Origin of the sequence: Microbacterium sp. WCS2018Hpa-23 (genome assembly GCF_031843845.1) — a bacterium.
Classification (GTDB): domain Bacteria; phylum Actinomycetota; class Actinomycetes; order Actinomycetales; family Microbacteriaceae; genus Microbacterium.
Window position 1 is genome coordinate 237215 of the sequence record NZ_JAVTIZ010000007.1, and the last position, 18261, is coordinate 255475.

Here is an 18261-nt window from a genome sequence, read left to right on the forward strand (position 1 = left end):
CGAATTTCTAGGAGGAGAGGTTCTGGGGTCGCATCGAGCGACGACGGCGGGCAGCGAGCATCAGCACGAGGCCGGCGAGCAGCAGCAGTGCGGAGCCGCCGACCAGCGGCAGCGGGTCGCCGCCGCCCGTGAAGGGCAGCAGGCCCGTCGGGGTCGGCTGCGGGAGGTTCACCGCGTCGGAGGCGACGTCGAGCACCTGCACCCCGGACTCCGCCTCGACGCTCGTCACCACGGCGCGGGAGTTCACCACAGTACCTTCCATCGCCGGGGTGATGATCGCGGTGGCCGTCGCTGTGACGCTCTGGCCGGGGAGCAGCACGCCGGGCTCGCCGGGCCACGCGTACGTGATCGCCGAGAGTCCCGGGTACGGGTCGGTGATGCGCACGCCGTTGAGAGTCGTGGTCCCGGTGTTGGTCGCGGTGTAACGGAAGATCAGGGTGTCGCCCGCGAAGCCTTGCTGGCCGTCCTTGACCGAGATGCTCATGCCGAGACTGATGCTCGGAGCGCCGGGCACCTCCACCCGCACCGAGTCAGATGCCTCGGCGGTCGAGCCGTCCGGCGCGGTCCCCACCACAGAGGCGGTGTTCTCGACGTGCTGGCGCACGACGTCCGCCGCCGTGATGACATAGTCGGCGGTCACGGTCGCGCTCTGGCCTGCGGCCAGCACACCGGGCGTACCGGGCCAGGTCACGGTCGGAGCGCCGAGTCCGGCGAGTTCATCGGTGACCGCGACATCGGACAGCGTGACGTTGCCGGTGTTCGTGACGGTCACCAGGTACCGGATGCCGCCGCCCTGCTGAGCTGCGCCGGTGAGCTCGGCCGTCTTGTCGAGAGTGAGGGCGGGTGCCGCGGCGATGACGGTCTCAGCCGAAGCCTCGTCGCGGACGATCGTCCCCCCGCTGTCTCCGGTGGCGACGGCGACCGACGTGATCCCGCCGGCATCGACGTCTGCCTGGGTGAGGGCGTAGGTCGCGGTCGCCGTCGCCGACTGACCGGGAGCCAGCACGCCGATCTCACCCGGCCACGCGATGCCGAGCCCGGTGAGTCCCGCCTGGCCGTCGGCCACCGTGACGCCGCGGAGTGTCGTGTTCCCGTTGTTGGTGACCGTGAAGGTGTACTCGACGATGTCGCCGGGGCGTCCGGTGGCACCCTGCGCGAGCACCTGGGACTTCTCGAGGTCGATCGCCGGGGCAGCGGCCATGGTCGTGACGACCGACTCGGGGGAATCGGCTGTCACCGGGTCACCGCCGGGCGTCAGCGCGCTGGCAGATGCGGTGTTGCGCACCTCACCCGCGTCGATGTCCGACTGCAGCAGCGTGTAGGTCGCCGTCGCAGTGACGGATCCTCCCGGCGCGAGAGTTCCGACCGCGTCTGGCCATGCTCCGTACAAGATGTCGGACAGCCCGTCGAGTGAGTCGGTGAGCGCGACGGAGGAGAGCGAGAAGGTGCCGGTGTTCGTGATCACGAAGTCGTACCTGATCTGCGTGCCGACGCTGCCGTCGCCCAGACGCGTACCGGTCTTGGACACGTCGATCGAACCCGTCCCGCCCGCCAGCGGCACGATCGTCATCGGCGTGCGGCTGCTGACGTCAGCGCCTGTCGGCGGCGTGCCGGATCCCGTGGTCGTGTTGCGGACGGTGCCCGCATCAACATCCGCCTGAGTGATCAGATGCGACGCCGTGATCGTGACGGCCTGCCCGGGAAGCAGACGCCCCGGGTTCGCCGCGTCCGGCCATGTGTAGACGAAGCCGGTGAGTCCCGAGACCGTGTTGCTGAGGGTCACCCCGTTCAGGGTGGTGTTGCCGGTGTTCTGAATCGTGAAGGTGTAGTCGACCGAGTCTCCGAGCACGCCGACGTCCCCGGCGGCGAGTTCGGCGGACTGGGTCGCGCGGATCGCCTGCTCGGGGTTGGTCGGTGCGTCCGTCGCGATCGTGAACGGGGCGGAGCTGTCGGAGACCACGACTCCACGCGGAGAGGTTCCGAACGACGTGGCGACGTTCGTGATCGATCCGGCATCGACGTCGTCCTGAGTCACCGTGTACCGGGCGACGCCGGTCGCGGTTCCGCCGGGCGGAAGGATGCCGGTGGCCGACGGGAACTCAATCTGCGGGGTGCCCAGACCCTCGAGGTCGTCCTGGAGGCGGATCAGTCGCAGGGTCACGTTTCCGGTGTTCGTGATGTCGAACGTGTACTCGATGATGCTGCCCACACCGCCGGTGCCGCTGACGTACGCGCCGCCCTTGACCGTCTGGATCGACGGGGCGTGCTCGGCTGTCGGGATGGGTTCGATGGTCGAGCGGGTCGAGAGGACCTCGCCGGCCGGTGTCGTGGCGCGGACGGATGCCGTGTTCTGCACGGATCCCCGATCGACGTCCTCCTGGCTGATGTCGTATGACGCCGTGCCGCGTGCGATCTGCCCCGGTGCGAGCACGCCCGCGGCAGCGGGCCAGTCGACGGTGATCGGTCCGATGCCGACCAGCTCATCCGTGATCGCCACGCCCGAGAACGTCACGGTCCCGGTGTTCTCGATGCGGAACTCGAAGGTCACGCCGTCACCGGCGTCGTTCGCACCTGCGGCATCCAGGCTGCCCGTCTTCTCGAACACGAGGCCGGGAGCCGCGACGAGCGGCACGGTGGCCGGCGTCGTGGCCGCAGCCCGAGCGCCCGTCGGGGGTGTTCCGGTTCCGGTGACGAGGCTCGTGACGCTGCCCGCATCGACGTCCGCCTGGGTCAGCACGTAGGTCGCCGTCGCGGTCACCGACTGACCGGGCACGAGCACACCCTCAGCGCCCTGCCACGCGTAGACGGGCGCGGACGCACCGGGCAGGGCGTCCGCGAGGGCGGCGCCGGTCAGAGTCACGTTGCCGTCGTTGGTGAGGACGTATGTCCAGGTCACGACATCGCCGGCCTTGCCCGTCGCCCCCGGGGCCAACGCACCACTGTCGGTCACCGACACGGCCGGAGCCGCAGCGACCGTCGCAACGACGCTCTCCGGCGACACCACCGTGATCGGCTCACTCCGCGCCGGCACACCAGACGCCGACGCCGTGTTCACCACACGACCCGCATCCACATCCGCCTGCACGATCACATACGACCCCGTCGCCGTCGCCGTCTCCCCCGGAGCGATCACACCAGGCGCACCCGCATCCGGCCACACCACACCCGACAACACCACACCAGGAACCGCATCACTCAGCACCACACCCGACACCGTGACATTGCCCGTATTCGTCACACCGAACTCATACGACACCACATCACCCACAGCACCAGAGCCCGACGCCACCCCCGACTTCGACACCGACAACCCCGCCGCAGGCAACACCGTGTTCACCCGCACCGTGTTCGTATCCGCCGACACCCGCACACCACCCGGAGCGAACGCCGCCACCGACGCCGTATTCACCACGAACCCGGCATCCACATCCGCCTGCGTCAGGTCGTACTTGCCCCGACCGACGGCCTGCTCCCCCACGCCCACGCGACCGGGAACCGCAGGATCCGGCCACACGATCGACACGTCGTACAGACCCACCATCGGGTCGACCAGCACGCCGCCGGTGACCGTCACGTTGCCCGTGTTCGTGACGACCACCGCGTACTCCACCGTGTCACCGACGGCGCCGATGTCACCCGCAGCGAGCACACCCGTCTTCACCGCCGACAACGCGGGAGTCCGGGGAACCGTGACCGTCGAGGCATCCGCGGAGTCGACCGCGACACCGGACGGTGTGGTCGCGACGACCTCGACCGCGTTCGCGACCGACCCGGCGTCGATGTCCGCTTGGGTGAGCGCGTAGGTCGCGGTACCGCGAGCGGTGGAGCCGACCGGGAGGACGCCCGCCGCTGCGGGGTCGTCGCTCGGCCAGACCACATCGATGGCGCTGAGTCCGGGCAGCGCGTCGGAGAGGTCGACACCGCTCAGTGTCTGGTTGCCGGTGTTGGCGATCGTGAAGCCGAACTGCACGACGTCGCCCACCTGTCCGGTGGAGCCCGGTGCCAGTGCTCCGGTCTTGTCGATCATGATCCCGGCATCCGCAGCGACCGTCGGGGTGCTGATCCGGTCGGAGGCGTCCTGCACGGCAGCTCCGCTCGGAGCGGATCCGGCGGCGGTCGCGATGTTGACCACCTCACCGGCATCCACATCGGCCTGCACGATCGCATAGCTGGCGATCGCCGTCGCGATCTCACCCGGAGCGAGGACTCCGGGATCGCCGGGCCAGCGCACGTTCGGGACGGAGAGCCCCGCCAGCGGGTCGGTCAGCGTGATCGCCGACACGGTGACGTTTCCGGTGTTCTCGATCGTGAAGGAGTAGTCGATGATGTCGCCGACCGCTCCGTCTCCGCGAACACTGGCCGTCTTGCCGGTGAGCAGCTCGGGGGCAGCCGCCGCGACACTCGTGTCCGTCGGCGGCGTGCTCGCCGTGATCGTGTCTCCCACCGGTGGCTTGCCGCTCGCCGTGGCGATGTTCGTGACCGAGCCACGATCCACATCCGCCTGGGTGATCGTGTACTCGGCTGCGGCGTCGACCGTTTCGCCCGGGAGCAGGATGCCGGGCTCACCCGGCCAGTCGAAGGTGGGCGAGCTCACGCCGACCAGCGCGTCGACGAGGTCGACGAGGGTGAGCGTGACGTTGCCCGTGTTCGTGATGCCGAACGTGTAGTCGATCCGATCGCCGACGTCGCCCACGCCGTCGACCAGTCCGGACTTCGTCGCAGCGATGCCAGGACGCGCGGCGATCTCGACCGAGGCCGTGGAGGTGCCGGTGACGTCAGCGCCACGCGGCGGGGTGCCGACGCCGTCGACCGCGCTCGCGACGCCTCCACGATCGATGTCGGCCTGGGTGAGTGCGTAGGTCGAGACAGCCGTCACGGTCTGGCCGGGGAGCAGCACTCCCGGGCGAGCCGGGTCTGGCCAGGTGTAGGCGGGAGCCGTGGAACCGCTGAGGCGATCGGCCAGCGCCACCCCTGTGAGCGTGACGTTGCTGGTGTTCTGCAGGGAGTAGCTCCACGTCACGATATCGCCCGCGACGCCGGTGGCGTCGGGAGCGAGCGCCGCGGTCTTGTCCACGACGATCGAGGCCTGGATGCCCTGAGTGTCGACCGTCTCGATACCCGCGGGGCTCGTGACAGGGCCACCGCGCGAGCTGCCGCTCGCGGTCGCCGCGTTGGCGATGGATCCGGCATCCACATCCGTCTGGGTGATCGTGTAGCCGGCCGTCGCGATCGCCGTCTGTCCTGGTGCGAGCACGCCCTCGACCCCAGGCCAGGTGATCTGCGGCACGCTGAGGCCCGGCATCGGATCGGCGAGAGCGATCGCGCTGACGGTCACGTTTCCGGTGTTCGTGATGCGGAAGGTGTAGTCGACAGCACCACCCGCACCGCCATCGCCGTCGACGACGCCGTCCTTCACGACGGTGAGCGCAGCCGCGGGCTGCACGGTGTTGATCACGACCGGGTTGGAGTCGGCGACGACGATCGTCCCCTGCTCCGTGACCGCTTCGACACCGGCGATGTTCCGCACGAAACCGCGATCGATGTCCGCCTGGGTCAGCGTGTACCGCGCGATCCCGACCACTGTGTCGCCTACGAGCAGCTCGCCTTCAGGACCCGGCCATTCGATCTCGGGCAGCGAGAGACCGGCGAGACGATCGATCAGCCGGCCGTCCTGCACCGTCACGTTGCCCGTGTTGGTCACCACCAGCCGGTACTCGATGACGTCGCCGACCGCTCCGATTCCCGGCTCGAGCAGCTGTCCGCTCTTCACGGTCGTGAGCTCCGCCGCCTCGGCGATCGGCACTGTCGCCGTCGCCGTGCGCTCGACCGGAGCGCCGCCCGGAGCGGATGCCGTCAGGGTGACCGTGTTGTCGACACGCCCTCGGTCGACATCGGCTTGGGTGAGCTCATACTCGGCCGTGGCGTCGGCGGTCGCACCGGGAGCGAGAACGCCGTCTGCTCCGGGCCAGGTGACCTGGATGTCAGACAGACCGACCAGCGGATCGTCGAGAGTCACGCTCGACAGCGTGACGTTGCCCGTGTTCGCGATGCGGAACGAGTACTGCACCGTGTCGCCTGCTCGGCCCGTCGCACCCGGCTCGAGCACGCCGCTCTTCGTGACGGTCGCGTCGGCGCTGGCCGTGAGCGTGGGCACCACGACCTGGTCCGAGGGGTCTTCGACGGTGGTGCCGGTGGGATCGGTGCCCGAGCCCACCGCGATGTTCGACACCGAGCCACGGTCGACGTCGGCCTGGGTGATGACGTATCTGGCGCTGCCGACGAGGGTCTGCTCCGGCGCGAGGACGCCTTCGGCGCCGGGCCAGACGACCGAGATGTCGGAGAGGTCGTCGAGGTCGTCGACGATGCCCACGCCGCCGAGCGTCACGTTTCCGGCGTTGCGGACCGTGACGGTGTATTCGATGACATCGCCGACAGCTCCGCCCGCGCCGTTCACGATGACCGCGGACTTGGTCGTGACCACGGCAGGCGCCGGGGCGTCGAGCGGGGTCACGACCTCGTCGGAGGATGCCGAGATCGACCCGCCACCGGGAACGGTGGCATTCGCCGTGGCGGTGTTCGAGACGCTGCCCGCGTCGACGTCGCTCTGGGTGATGACGTAGCTCGCTGTTGCCGTGGCGACCTCGCCCGGTGCGAGCACGCGGTTCGTGGTCGGCCAGGTGATGATCGGTGTGCTGAGTCCTGAGAGCGTGTCGGACAGGACGACGCCCGAAAGCGTGACGTTGCCCCGGTTCTCGATCGTGAAGGAGTAGTCGATCGTGTCGCCGACGCTGCCGCCGGTCGCCGAGTCGTCCTTCGTGACGACGAGCTGCGGAGCGCTCACGATGGGCACGGTCGCCGGGGCCGTCGCCGTGACCGCAGCCCCGCCGGTGGTGGGTGTTCCGGTTCCGGTGACGAGGCTCGTGACGCTGCCCGCATCGACGTCCGCCTGGGTCAGCACGTAGGTCGCCGTCGCGGTCACCGACTGGCCGGGCACGAGCACACCCTCCGCACCCTGCCACGCGTAGACGGGCGCGGACGCACCGGGCAGGGCGTCTGCGAGGGCGGCGCCGGTCAGAGTCACGTTGCCGTCGTTGGTGAGGACGTATGTCCAGGTCACGACATCGCCGGCCTTGCCCGTCGCCCCCGGGGCCAACGCACCACTGTCGGTCACCGACACGGCCGGAGCCGCAGCGACCGTCGCAACGACGCTCTCCGGCGACACGACCGTGATCGGCTCACTCCGCGCCGGCACACCAGACGCCGACGCCGTGTTCACCACACGACCCGCATCCACATCCGCCTGCACGATCACATACGACCCCGTCGCCGTCGCCGTCTCCCCCGGAGCGATCACACCAGGCGCACCCGCATCCGGCCACACCACACCCGACAACACCACACCAGGAACCGCATCACTCAGCACCACACCCGACACCGTCACATTGCCCGTATTCGTCACACCGAACTCATACGACACCACATCACCCACAGCACCGGAACCCGACGCCACACCCGACTTCGACACCGACAACCCCGCCGCAGGCAACACCGTATTCACCCGCACCGTGTTCGTATCCGCCGACACCCGCACACCACCCGGAGCGAACGCCGCCACCGACGCCGTATTCACCACGAACCCGGCATCCACATCCGCCTGCGTCAGCAGATAGAAACCGCGCCCTGTCGCGGACTCCCCCACACCGACACGACCGGGAACCGCAGGATCCGGCCAGGCGATGGAGACACCCTGGAGCCCCTCCATCGGGTCCACCAGCACGCCGCCGGTGACCGTCACGTTGCCCGTGTTCGTCGCCACGACCGTGTAGTCGATCCGGTCGCCGACCTCGCCGATGTCACCCGCAGCGAGCACACCCGTCTTCACCGCCGACAAGGCGGCTCCGGGGGTGATGGGAACGGTCGCAGCAGCCGGCACGGGCGCGAGAGTCCCTCGTACAGGCGTACCCGTCACGATGACGGCGTTCGATACCGCGCCGGCGTCGACGTCGGACTGGAGGAGCACGTAGGTCGCGGTCGCGGTCGCCTCGGCGCCGGGAACGAGGATGCCGGGGCGCGTCGCATCCGGCCAGGTGATCGTCAAAGGGCTGAGCCCTGGGAGGGCGTCGTCGAAACCGACCTCGCTGACCGTGACGTCACCTGTGTTGACGACCGAGAAGCGGAATTCGACGGTGTCTCCCGCGCGCCCCGTCGATCCGGCTGCGAGGGTGCCGCGCTTGGTGGCCGTCAGCGTGGGACCGGCCGCCGCGAGCTCGGTCGTCACCTCGGCCTCGGTCGAGGACACATCGACCTCGGTGGGGGTGCTTCCCGTAGCGATCGCGGCGTTGACGACCTCACCGGCATCGACGTCGGCCTGGCCGATCGTGTACTGCGCGGTGGCCGTCACCTCTTGCCCGGGAGCGAGGCGTCCTGTCTCCCCGCTCGGCCATGCTCCGAACACGATGCCCGAGATTCCCTCGAGCTCATCGGCGATCGCGATGTCGGTGACTGTGGTGTTCCCGGCGTTGCGCACAGTGAACGAGTAGGTGATCGAGTCTCCGAGCACGCCGTCGCCAGAGAGCTCATCCGCCTTCACCAGTTCGAGCGCGGGCGCCCTCGTCTCGGTGGCGAGCGTCACGATGTCGGATGCAGAGACCGCGGCGCCCGTCGGAGTGAGTGCGGTCGCGGTCGCGGTGTTGCGGACGCCTCCGGCATCCACATCCGCCTGCGTCACGGTGTACTGCGCCGACGCGCTCACGGTCGTCGCCGGTGCGAGAGTTCCCGTCGCCGAGGGCCACGGACCGAACGTGATCGCCGACAGTCCGGGCAGCGGGTCGCTCAGCGCGATGGCGTCGATCGTCGCCGTGCCTGCGTTCGTGATGTCGAACGTGAACGTCACGATGTCGCCGACGGCCAGGTCCTCGGTCTGCGATGCGGACTTGTCCAGCGTCAGACCCGCAGTCGAGGCGATGGTCACCGTGGCCGGGGCCGTCGCAGTGACGACGGCTCCGGTGGGTGCCGTGCCGCGCCCGGTCACGAGGCTGATGATCGAGCCCGCATCGACGTCGGCCTGGGTCAGCACGGTCGTGGCCGTCGCAGTGACCGTCTCACCCGGGGCGAGGATGCCTGCTGGACCATTCCACTGGTAGACGGGCGCCGTCGTGCCCGCGAGAGCCTCAGACAGCGCGGAACCGCTCAGGGTCACGTTGCCGGTGTTCTCGAGCGTGTAGGTCCACGTCACGGTCGATCCCGCTGCGGACCCGGGCGGAAGCGAGCCGCTGTTCGTGACCGCGACGGACGGCGCTGCGGCCTCCACCGGCACGATGCTCTGCGGCGAGGTCGTCGAGACGGCGCCTAAGGGTGCGGTCCCCGACGCGGTCGCGGTGTTCAGCACACGCCCGGCGTCGACGTGTGCCTGGGTGATCTCGAGCGTCGCGGTGGCAGTCACGCTCTGCCCCGGATCGAGTACGCCGTCGGCGCCCGGCCAGTCCGTCACGATGTCGGACAGTCCGAGCAGCGGATCCGAGATGACGATCCCGGTGACGGTGACGTTCCCGGTGTTGCTGAGCACGAAGGTGTAGGTGATGTCGTCGCCGAGTCCTGCCTCACTCGGCAGGGTCGTCCCGGACTTGCTGAGCCTGAGCTCGGACCGCTGCGCACCCGTCGCCACCTCGACGGAGTCTGTCGCCGTCACGTCGGCCCCGGTCGGCGGCGTGCCCGACGCGGTCACGGAGTTCGGCACGGATCCGCTGTTCACGTCCGCCTGGGTGATCTCGTAGACGGCTGTGGCCGTGGCCGAGGCTCCTGGAGCGAGGATGCCCGCCGCGTCGGCATCCGGCCACGTGACGGTCGGGACGAGACCGGGGATGCTGTCGGCGAGCTCGACATCCGTGAGAGTGACGTTGCCCGTGTTGACGACCACGAAGTCGAACCGGATCTGGTCGCCCGCCTCCCCGTCTCCCACTCCGTCGCCGACCACCGTTCCGGTCTTCGACACGTCAATGGATGCCGACGGCGCGACCGGGACGGTGACGTCGTCGTTCTCGGTGATCGATGCGCCACCCGGAGCGGTACCCGAACCGCTCACGACGTTGTCGACGGCACCCGCGTCGATGTCGGCCTGCGTGAGCGCGTACGTCGCCGTCGCCGTGACGACCTGGTCGGGAGCGAGGACGCCCTCCGCGCCCGGCCACGAGTAGACCAGCGGAGAGACACCGGGCTCGAGGTCGGTGAGCGCGACGCCGGTGAGCGTGACATTGCCGGTGTTGCGCAGCGAGAACGAGTAGACGACCGCGTCTCCCGCGCGAGCTGTCGCTCCGCCGGCGAGGGCGCCCGTCTTCGTCACCTCGATGTCGGGGGTCTGGGCCGCCGTCGCTGTCACGACCGTGTCGGACGGATCGGTCGCGGCCGGCCCCGTCGGGGGCGTGCCCGTCGAGGTCGCCGTGTTCGACACGGAACCTGCATCGAGGTCTGCCTGGGTGATGCGGTGCGTCGCCGTCGCGGTCACGGACTCACCCGGCTGAAGGGTGCCGCTGGCGCCCGGCCACGGCCCGTAGGCGAGCGGGCTCAGCCCCGGAGCGGGATCGGACAGCGCGACGCCGGTGAGGGTGACGTTGCCCGAGTTCGTCGCGCGGAGCGTGTAGGTGATGAGGTCGCCGAGCTGTCCGGAGCCCCCGACAGACGCGGTCTTCGTCGTCAGGATGGCCGGGGCAGGAGTGGCAGTGCCGAGCACCACGGTCTGCGAGGTCGCAGACACGGCCGCACCCGTGGGCGGACGCCCCGACGCGGTGGCCACATCGGTGATGGAGCCCGCGTTCACATCGCTCTGACGCACCTGGTAGGTCGCGGTCGCGGTGATCGTCTGGTTGGGCGCGAGCGTGCCTGCTGTGCCGGATGCCCAGACGCCGTAGCTGATCGCCGAGAGTCCGCTGTGCGGGTCGCTCACGGCGACTCCGGTGAGCGTCACGTTGCCGGCGTTGCGTACGGTGTAGGAGTAGGTGATCGTGTCTCCGACCGACCCCGTACCTGCGGTGTAGGCGCCCGATTTCTGGATCGTGAGCGCGGGCGCCGAGGTCAGCGGAACCGTCGCCGAACCCACCGCCGACGTGGCCTGTCCCCGAGAGGGAGCACCGGTCGCCGTCGCCGCATTCGAGACGGCCCCCGCGTCGACGTCGGTCTGACGCACCGTGGAGGTGGCTGTCGCCGTCACCACGTCGCCGGGTGCCAGCACACCCGCGGCGCCCGACGGCCAGGCGCCGTAGGCGAGGTCGCCGATCCCCGGGAGGGAGTCGGTGGCGGTGACGCCGGAGAGCGTGACGTTTCCGGTGTTTCGGATCGACACGGTCCAGGTGATGGTCTCCCCTGCCACGCCTGTGGCGCCCGCGGGCAGCGTGCCGGACTTGACGACCTGGAGCCGCGGATCTCCCGTAGCCGTCGGCGTGGTGACTGTGCCGGAAGCTGCGCTCACTGGGGTGCCGTTCGGCGACAGCCCGCTTCCGGTAGCGACGTTGACGATCGAGCCCGCATCCACGTCCGCCTGAGTGATCGTGTGGCTCGCCCGAGCGACGACCTGGGCACCGGGCGCGAGCACTCCCGCGTCACCGGGCCAGGTGTATGCGAACGGCGTCAGGCCCGCCATCGGGTCGTTCACCACGACGCTGCGAAGCGTCACGTTACCGGTGTTGGTCACGCGCACCGTGTAGTCGACGATGTCGCCCACCGCACCGGTGCCGCCGACGGATGCCGACTTCGCGGTCGTCATCGCGGGGCCGGCCGCGACGGTCGCGAGCGAGACGGTCTGCGAGTCGGCGCCGACCGCGGGACCGCTGGGGGGCGTGCCGGTCACCCGCGCGGTGTTGCGCACGGTGCCCGCGTCGACGTCGGCCTGCGTCACCGTGTACGTCGCCGTGCCGACGACCTGGGCTCCCGGCGCGAGGGTTCCGGTAGTACCGGGCCAGGTCAGGGCGATCGTGCTGAGGCCCGCGTGCGGGTCAGTGACCGCGACGCCGGTGAGTGTGACGTTTCCGGCGTTGCGAGCCGTGAACGTGTACGTGATGACGCTGCCGACTGCGCCGTTCCCCTGCGTGTACACCCCGGTCTTGCCGAGGGTGAGGAGGGGGCCGGCGATCAGCGGGAGAGTCGCGGCGGCCGTCGCCTGCACCGCGTCACCTGTCGGCGGCGTGCCTGTGGCGGTCGCGGTGTTGGCGACGGAGCCGGCATCGACGTCCGACTGCGTGAGCGCCCGGGTCGCGGTCGCCGTCACACTCTGCCCTGGCTGCAGAGTGCCTGTCGCGCCGGGCCAGGCCGTGTAGGCGATGGTCGAGAGTCCGGGCAGTGCATCGGTGATTCCGACACCCGTGAGGGTGACGTTGCCGGCGTTTTGCACGGTGAAGCTGTAGGTGACGACGTCTCCCGCTCGGCCCGTCGCGCCGGGCGCCAGGCTCGCGGTCTTGTCGAGCGTCAACCTGGGGGCAGCCGTCACCGTCGGCGTCACGACGTCTGCGGAGGACGCGTTGACCGCTGCACCGCCCGGCGCCGTGGCCGCTGCGGACGCGCGGTTACGGATCGATCCGGAGTTCACATCGGTCTGGGTGATGACGTAGGTGGCTCGAGCGGTCGCCGTCTGCCCCGGTGCCAGCACTCCACTCGCGGCCGGCCACGTGACCGAAAGCGCGGAGAGACCCGCGAGCGGATCGCTCAGCGTCACACCGGTGAGCGTCTGGTTGCCGCTGTTGGTCGCCGTGATCGTGTAGGTGATGACATCACCCACGCGCGTTCCGGCCCCGGTATCCGCGCTCTTCGTCACGGTCAGCCCCGGTGCGGCGACGCTCGTGGGCACCACAGCCTCTGTGGACGTCGCGCTCACCACGGCCCCCGTCGGCGGTCGACCGCTGACGCTCGCCGTGTTGCGCACGGATCCGGCGTCGACATCGGTCTGACGCACGGTGTACGTCGCCGTTCCCGTCGCCGTCTGCCCAGGGGTCAGGGTGTTCGGCGAACCGGGCCAGGTGATGATCGGAGCGCTGAGACCAGCGAGGGTGTCGGTGAGTGTGATTCCGCTGAGCGTGACGTTGCCGGAGTTGCGGATCGTGAACGCGAACGTGACAGTGCTGCCGACCTCACCGGAGCCGGTCGTGACCGAACCGGTCTTCTGCACGGCTATCGAAGGCACCGCGGCGATCCGCACGGTCGAGGGCGCGGTTCCGGTCACCGCTGCGCCGCGCGGCGGTGTGCCCGTGGCGGTCGCGGTGTTCGCCACCGCGCCGGCGTCCACGTCGGACTGCCTCACCGTGTAGGTGGCGGTGCCGGAGACGCTTTCGCCGGGCTGCAGGGTGCCCGCGGCACCGGGCCAGCCGGACAGCGGCACCGCTGCCGCCCCGATCAGAGGGTCGACGAGCGAGACACCCGAGAGGGTGACGTTGCCCGAGTTCCGAACGGTGAAGGCATACGTGATGGTGTCGCCTGCGGCACCGCTCCCTGCGAGCGTTCCGTTCTTGGTGACCGAGACGGCGGGTGCGCTCGCGGCCGTCGGGGTCGTGACCGCACCGGATGCCGCGGTGGCGGTGGTGCCTCCGCCGGTGCCGGTTGCCGACGCCGTGTTCGTGACGGATCCGGCGTTCACGTCCGCCTGCGTCACGGTGTACGGCGCGGTGGCGACGACTGTCTGCCCCGGCGCGAGTGTTCCCGCAGCACCCGGCCACTGGTACTGCAGCGTCCCGAGGCCCGCCAGCGGATCGGCGATGCCGACGCCCGTGAGCGTGACGTTTCCGGTGTTGCTCGCGCGGAAGGTGTACGTGATGACGCTGCCCACGCCTCCGCCGCCGCCCGAGGCGGTCTTGGTGATCGCGACGCCGGGCGCTGCGGCGATCGTCGCGACCGTCACCTCGCCGGAGGATGCGGTGATCGCGGCCCCCGTCGGCGGGGTGCCGCTCGCGCTCGCGGTGTTCTTGGCCGAGCTCGCATCCACATCCGACTGACGCACGGTGTACGTGGCGGTCGCGGTCACCGTCTGGTTCGGCTGGAGCGTGCCTGCAGTCGCCGGCCACGTGTACGCGATCGTCGAGAGTCCTGGGTGCGGGTCGGTGATCGCGACGCCCGTGAGCGTGACATTTCCCGTGTTGCGCGCCGAGAACGAGTAGGTGATCGTGCTGCCGACGGAGCCGTTGCCCGAGGTGACCGCACCGGTCTTGGTGAGCACGAGGCCCGGGGCTGAGGCGAGGGACACGGTCGCCGGCGCCGTGCTCGTCACTGCAGCGCCGGACGGCGGGGCTCCGGAACCGGTGGCGGTGTTGCTCACCGCGCCCGAGTTGACGTCGGTCTGCGTGATGACGGAGGTCGCGGTGGCAGCGACGGTCTGCCCGGGCTGCAGGACTCCCGCGGTGCCGCTCGGCCACGCGCCGTAGCTCGGCACGGAGATGCCGGGAAGGGAATCCGCGACCGCGACCCCGGTCAGGGTGACGTTGCCGGAGTTCCGCAGCGTGATCGACCAGACGATCGTGTCGCCCGCCCGGCCGGACGAACCACTCTGCAGTGCACCCGACTTCGTCGTCACGATTCCGGCTGATGCGGCCACGGTGTTCGTCGTGACGGTGCCCGAGGTGCTCGTGACGGGCGTCGTTCCGTAGGCGGCGGTGGAGGACGCCACGTTGCGCACGGATCCCGCATTCACGTCGGCCTGTTTGATCGTGTAGGTGGCGACCGCCGTCACCGTCTGTCCGGGTGCGAGCCTCCCCGAGGTCCCGGGCCACGTGTAGGTGAAGGCCGACAGGCCCGCGAGCGTGTCTGTGACGGCGACGTCCGTCAGCGTGACGTTCCCGGAGTTCGTGGTGCGCACGGTGTAGGTGATGACATCCCCGACCGCGGCAGCGCCCGACACCGCGGCAGTCTTCGTCGTCGTGCTCGCGGGCGCAGCCGCCACCGTGTTCACACGCGTCGTCGGCGACGTTCCCGTGACCGATGCCCCACCGGGGGTGCGCGCCGAAGCGGTCGCCGTGTTGGTCACGGTGCCGGCATCCACGTCGGCCTGGCGCACGGTGTACGTCGCGCGGCCCTGCACCGTCTGACCCGGCGCGAGGGTTCCTGCCGTGCCGGGCCAGGTGTACGTGATGGCCGAGAGGCCCGGAAGGGGATCCGCGATCGCGACCTGCGTCAGCGTGACGTTGCCGTTGTTGGTCGCCGAGAAGTCGTAGGTGACGGTGCTGCCGACTCCCCCCGTCCCCGCCGTGACGGATCCCGACTTCAGCACGGTCAGAGCGCCGGTCGGGGTGACGGGCAGCGTGAACGACCTCGTCTGCGACAGGCGTGCACCGCTCGGCGGCAGGGCCGACGCCGTCGCCGTGTTCGCCACAGAACCTGCATCGACGTCCGACTGCTTCAGCGTGTAGGTCGCGGTCGCGGTGACGGCCTGTCCCGGCGCCAGCGTGCCCGCGGCTCCCGGCCAGGTGTACGTCAGGGCGGAGAGCCCCGCCAGCGGGTCGGCGATCGCGACCTCGGTGAGTGTGACGTTTCCGCTGTTCGCGAGGCGGAACGAGTAGGTGACGACGTCACCCGCCCTGCCTGTGCTGCCGGGCGCGAGAGCACCGGTCTTCGTCAGATTGACCGAAGGAGCGGGTGCCGCGGTCGAGACGACCGACTGGCTGCTGGGAACCGCGAGCACCGCCCCTGCGGGGGTGCGGGCCGTGCCGGTCGCGGTGTTGCGCACCGCTCCGGCGTCCACGTCGGCCTGGGTCACGGTGTACGTCGCGGTCGCCGTCACGGACTGGGCCGGGGCGAGAGTGCCTGCGACCCCGGGCCACGAGTAGGCGAGGGCCGACAGCCCGGCGAGCGGATCGCTGATGGCGACGTTGGTGAGCGTCGTGTTGCCGGCGTTGCGGGCGGTGAACGTGTAGGTGATCGTGCTGCCCACGCCCCCGTTGCCCTGGGTGATGGATCCCGACTTCGTCGTCGTGAGTCCTGGCGCTGAGGCGATCGTGGGAACGGTGACCTGCGGGGAGGAACCGGAGATTGTGGTGCCGCCCGGGGTGCGGGCTGTGGCGGTGGCGGTGTTGCGGACGCTGCCTGCGTCGACATCGGCCTGAGTGATCGTATAGAAGGCTGTCGCGGTGGCGGCCTGACCGACGGGGATGACACCCGACGTCGCTGTGGGCCAGGTGATGGCCGGTGGCGAGAGACCCGGCAGCGGGTCGACGAGCGACGCGTTCTCGAGAGTCACGTTGCCGGTGTTGCGGACGGTGAAGGTGTAGTTGATGCGATCGCCGACGCGGCCCGTCGTCCCGCTCGCGAGCGCCCCGGTCTTGGTGACCGTGACGGCGCCGGCGGCGGCGATCGGTGTCACCCGGTTCGCTGATCCGGAGGGCCGGATGCCGCCGTCGTCATCCGCCGCGCTGACGGTCGCCGTGTTCGCCACGGAACCCGCATCCACATCGCTCTGCTTGAGCGTGTAGTTCGCCGTCGCGGTGACCGATTGGCCCGGCGTCAGCGTGCCGACGGTCCCCGGCCAGGTGCCGAAGGTGATCGCCGACAGACCGGACAGCGGGTCGCTGATCACGACGTCGGTGAGCGTCGATTGACCTGTGTTCGTCACGGTGAACGTGTAGATGACGACGTCTCCTGCGCGTCCGGTGCCTCCGGGAGCGAGCGCACTGGTCTTGGTCAGGCTGATCGCGCTGAGCAGGACGGTCGTGCTGTCGCTGTCCTGAGCGAGGAAGTCCCCCACCGCCGTCCTGGCGGTGGCCTCGGCCGTCGATACGTATCCCGTCGCCGATGGGGCCGTCGCAGTACAGGTATAGGTGGTCGTCTGGAGCGGTGCGAGGGTGAGTGCGCCGAGGTTACGGGCGCAGTTCGCCTGATCGTCTGTCACCACGATGTTGCGCAAGGTTCCCGCGCCCGTGTTCGTGATGCGGATCGTGAACGTCGCGAGCTCGCCGGAGGTCCGCGACTGGGTGTCGGCCGTGCCGTCGAACGTCTTCACGATCTGCAGTCCGGCCGTCGGCACCGAGAGCATCGCGTTTCGGAGAAGGTAGGAGTCACCGGACGTGCCCAGGCGGAGGTTCACGGTCGAATCTCCGGCGACGACGTTGGTCAGCGGAACGGTCGCGACGTCCACGTTCTGGTTGGTGAACGCCGTGCCGGCAGTACCTGTGTATCTGACTGATCCCACCGCCCGCGAGATGCCGACGTTGCCCGTCGCCCCCGCAGCATTCGCGATCTCCGTGTACGGTGTGGAGCCGCCGCGAGAGTACGACGCCGTGTCTCCGGTGATGTTCCGATCGCCCTCGAAGAGCGTGAATCCGGCGCGGGTTCCCGCGGCCACCGCCGTGAAGCCGTTGAAGGCGACCGTGAGGTCGGCGTCGTTCGCACCCTGCCGCACATGGCCCTCGTAGTAGATGATGTTGTGCGGCACCGAGGCGGGGTTGTTCGGAATGAACGTGCCGTAGTCGTAGACGACGTTGATCGACCAGCCGGCGTAGCATCCGGCGCCTGTGGGCGTCCAGATGTTCCCAGCCGAGATCGTCACCTCGGATCCCGTCGGCACAGCCGCGAAGGCGGAGGTCACATCGGCGCTCGCCGAGTAATACAGCGCCGTCGCCTGCGATGCGGGATCGGCCAGCATGCTCTGCGGGGAGACGTTGGTCACCGAGCTGCCTGCGACCTTGAGCTGGATCGCGCGCGAGGTGTAGCCGGTGGCACTGCCGGCGGGCATCGTGGCCACGCCGCGCGCGGCGGAGTACTGGGCGCAGAGACGACGTGTATCCCCCGTGTAGACGCCGGTGTTCGCGCTCCACGTGAGGAACGCCTTCACGACCGTGGCGCCGGCGGGGATCGTCATCGTCGCGCTGCTCGAATTCGAGGTGAAACCCGCGACCGAGTTGTTCTGGGTCATCACGAAGTTGTCGTTGACGTTGTTCGCGTTCGTGCTGGAAGCGGCATGGAGATCGGCGCAGGTGCCGTTCGTCGTGGCCGTCGTCGCCGAGCACGCGAGCACGCCGTTTCCGGCCATGATGAAGTCGCCGTTGACGTTGGCCTGGTAGTTCGGGGCCGTGCCGGAGTTGGTTCCCCACTGCACCACAGCAGCCTCCGCGGCCTGCGGGGCGCCGAGGGTGAAGCCTGCGGCGATCACGGCGATGGCGGTGATCATGGCGACGGCGGATCTGCGCCAGCCACGACGAACACCTCCCCCTGCCACCGTGACCCCCCTCAGAGTCCGATGCACCTTCGCCGATACATCGTTATTTCAGCCTAGGCGAAACCCTGCGCTGTTGACAATGA

Annotated in this window: 1 protein-coding gene; it reads right to left on the minus strand. The window is 69.7% G+C overall.

The features are described 5' to 3' along the window. Positions 1 to 7: 7 nt before the first annotated feature. Positions 8 to 18130 carry an AraC family transcriptional regulator gene (locus RQG77_RS13670; protein WP_311245177.1) on the minus strand — a complete coding sequence of 6041 codons (18123 nt, stop codon included), beginning with the start codon at positions 18128 to 18130 and terminating at the stop codon, positions 8 to 10. Between the last annotated feature and the right edge of the window lie 131 nt (positions 18131 to 18261).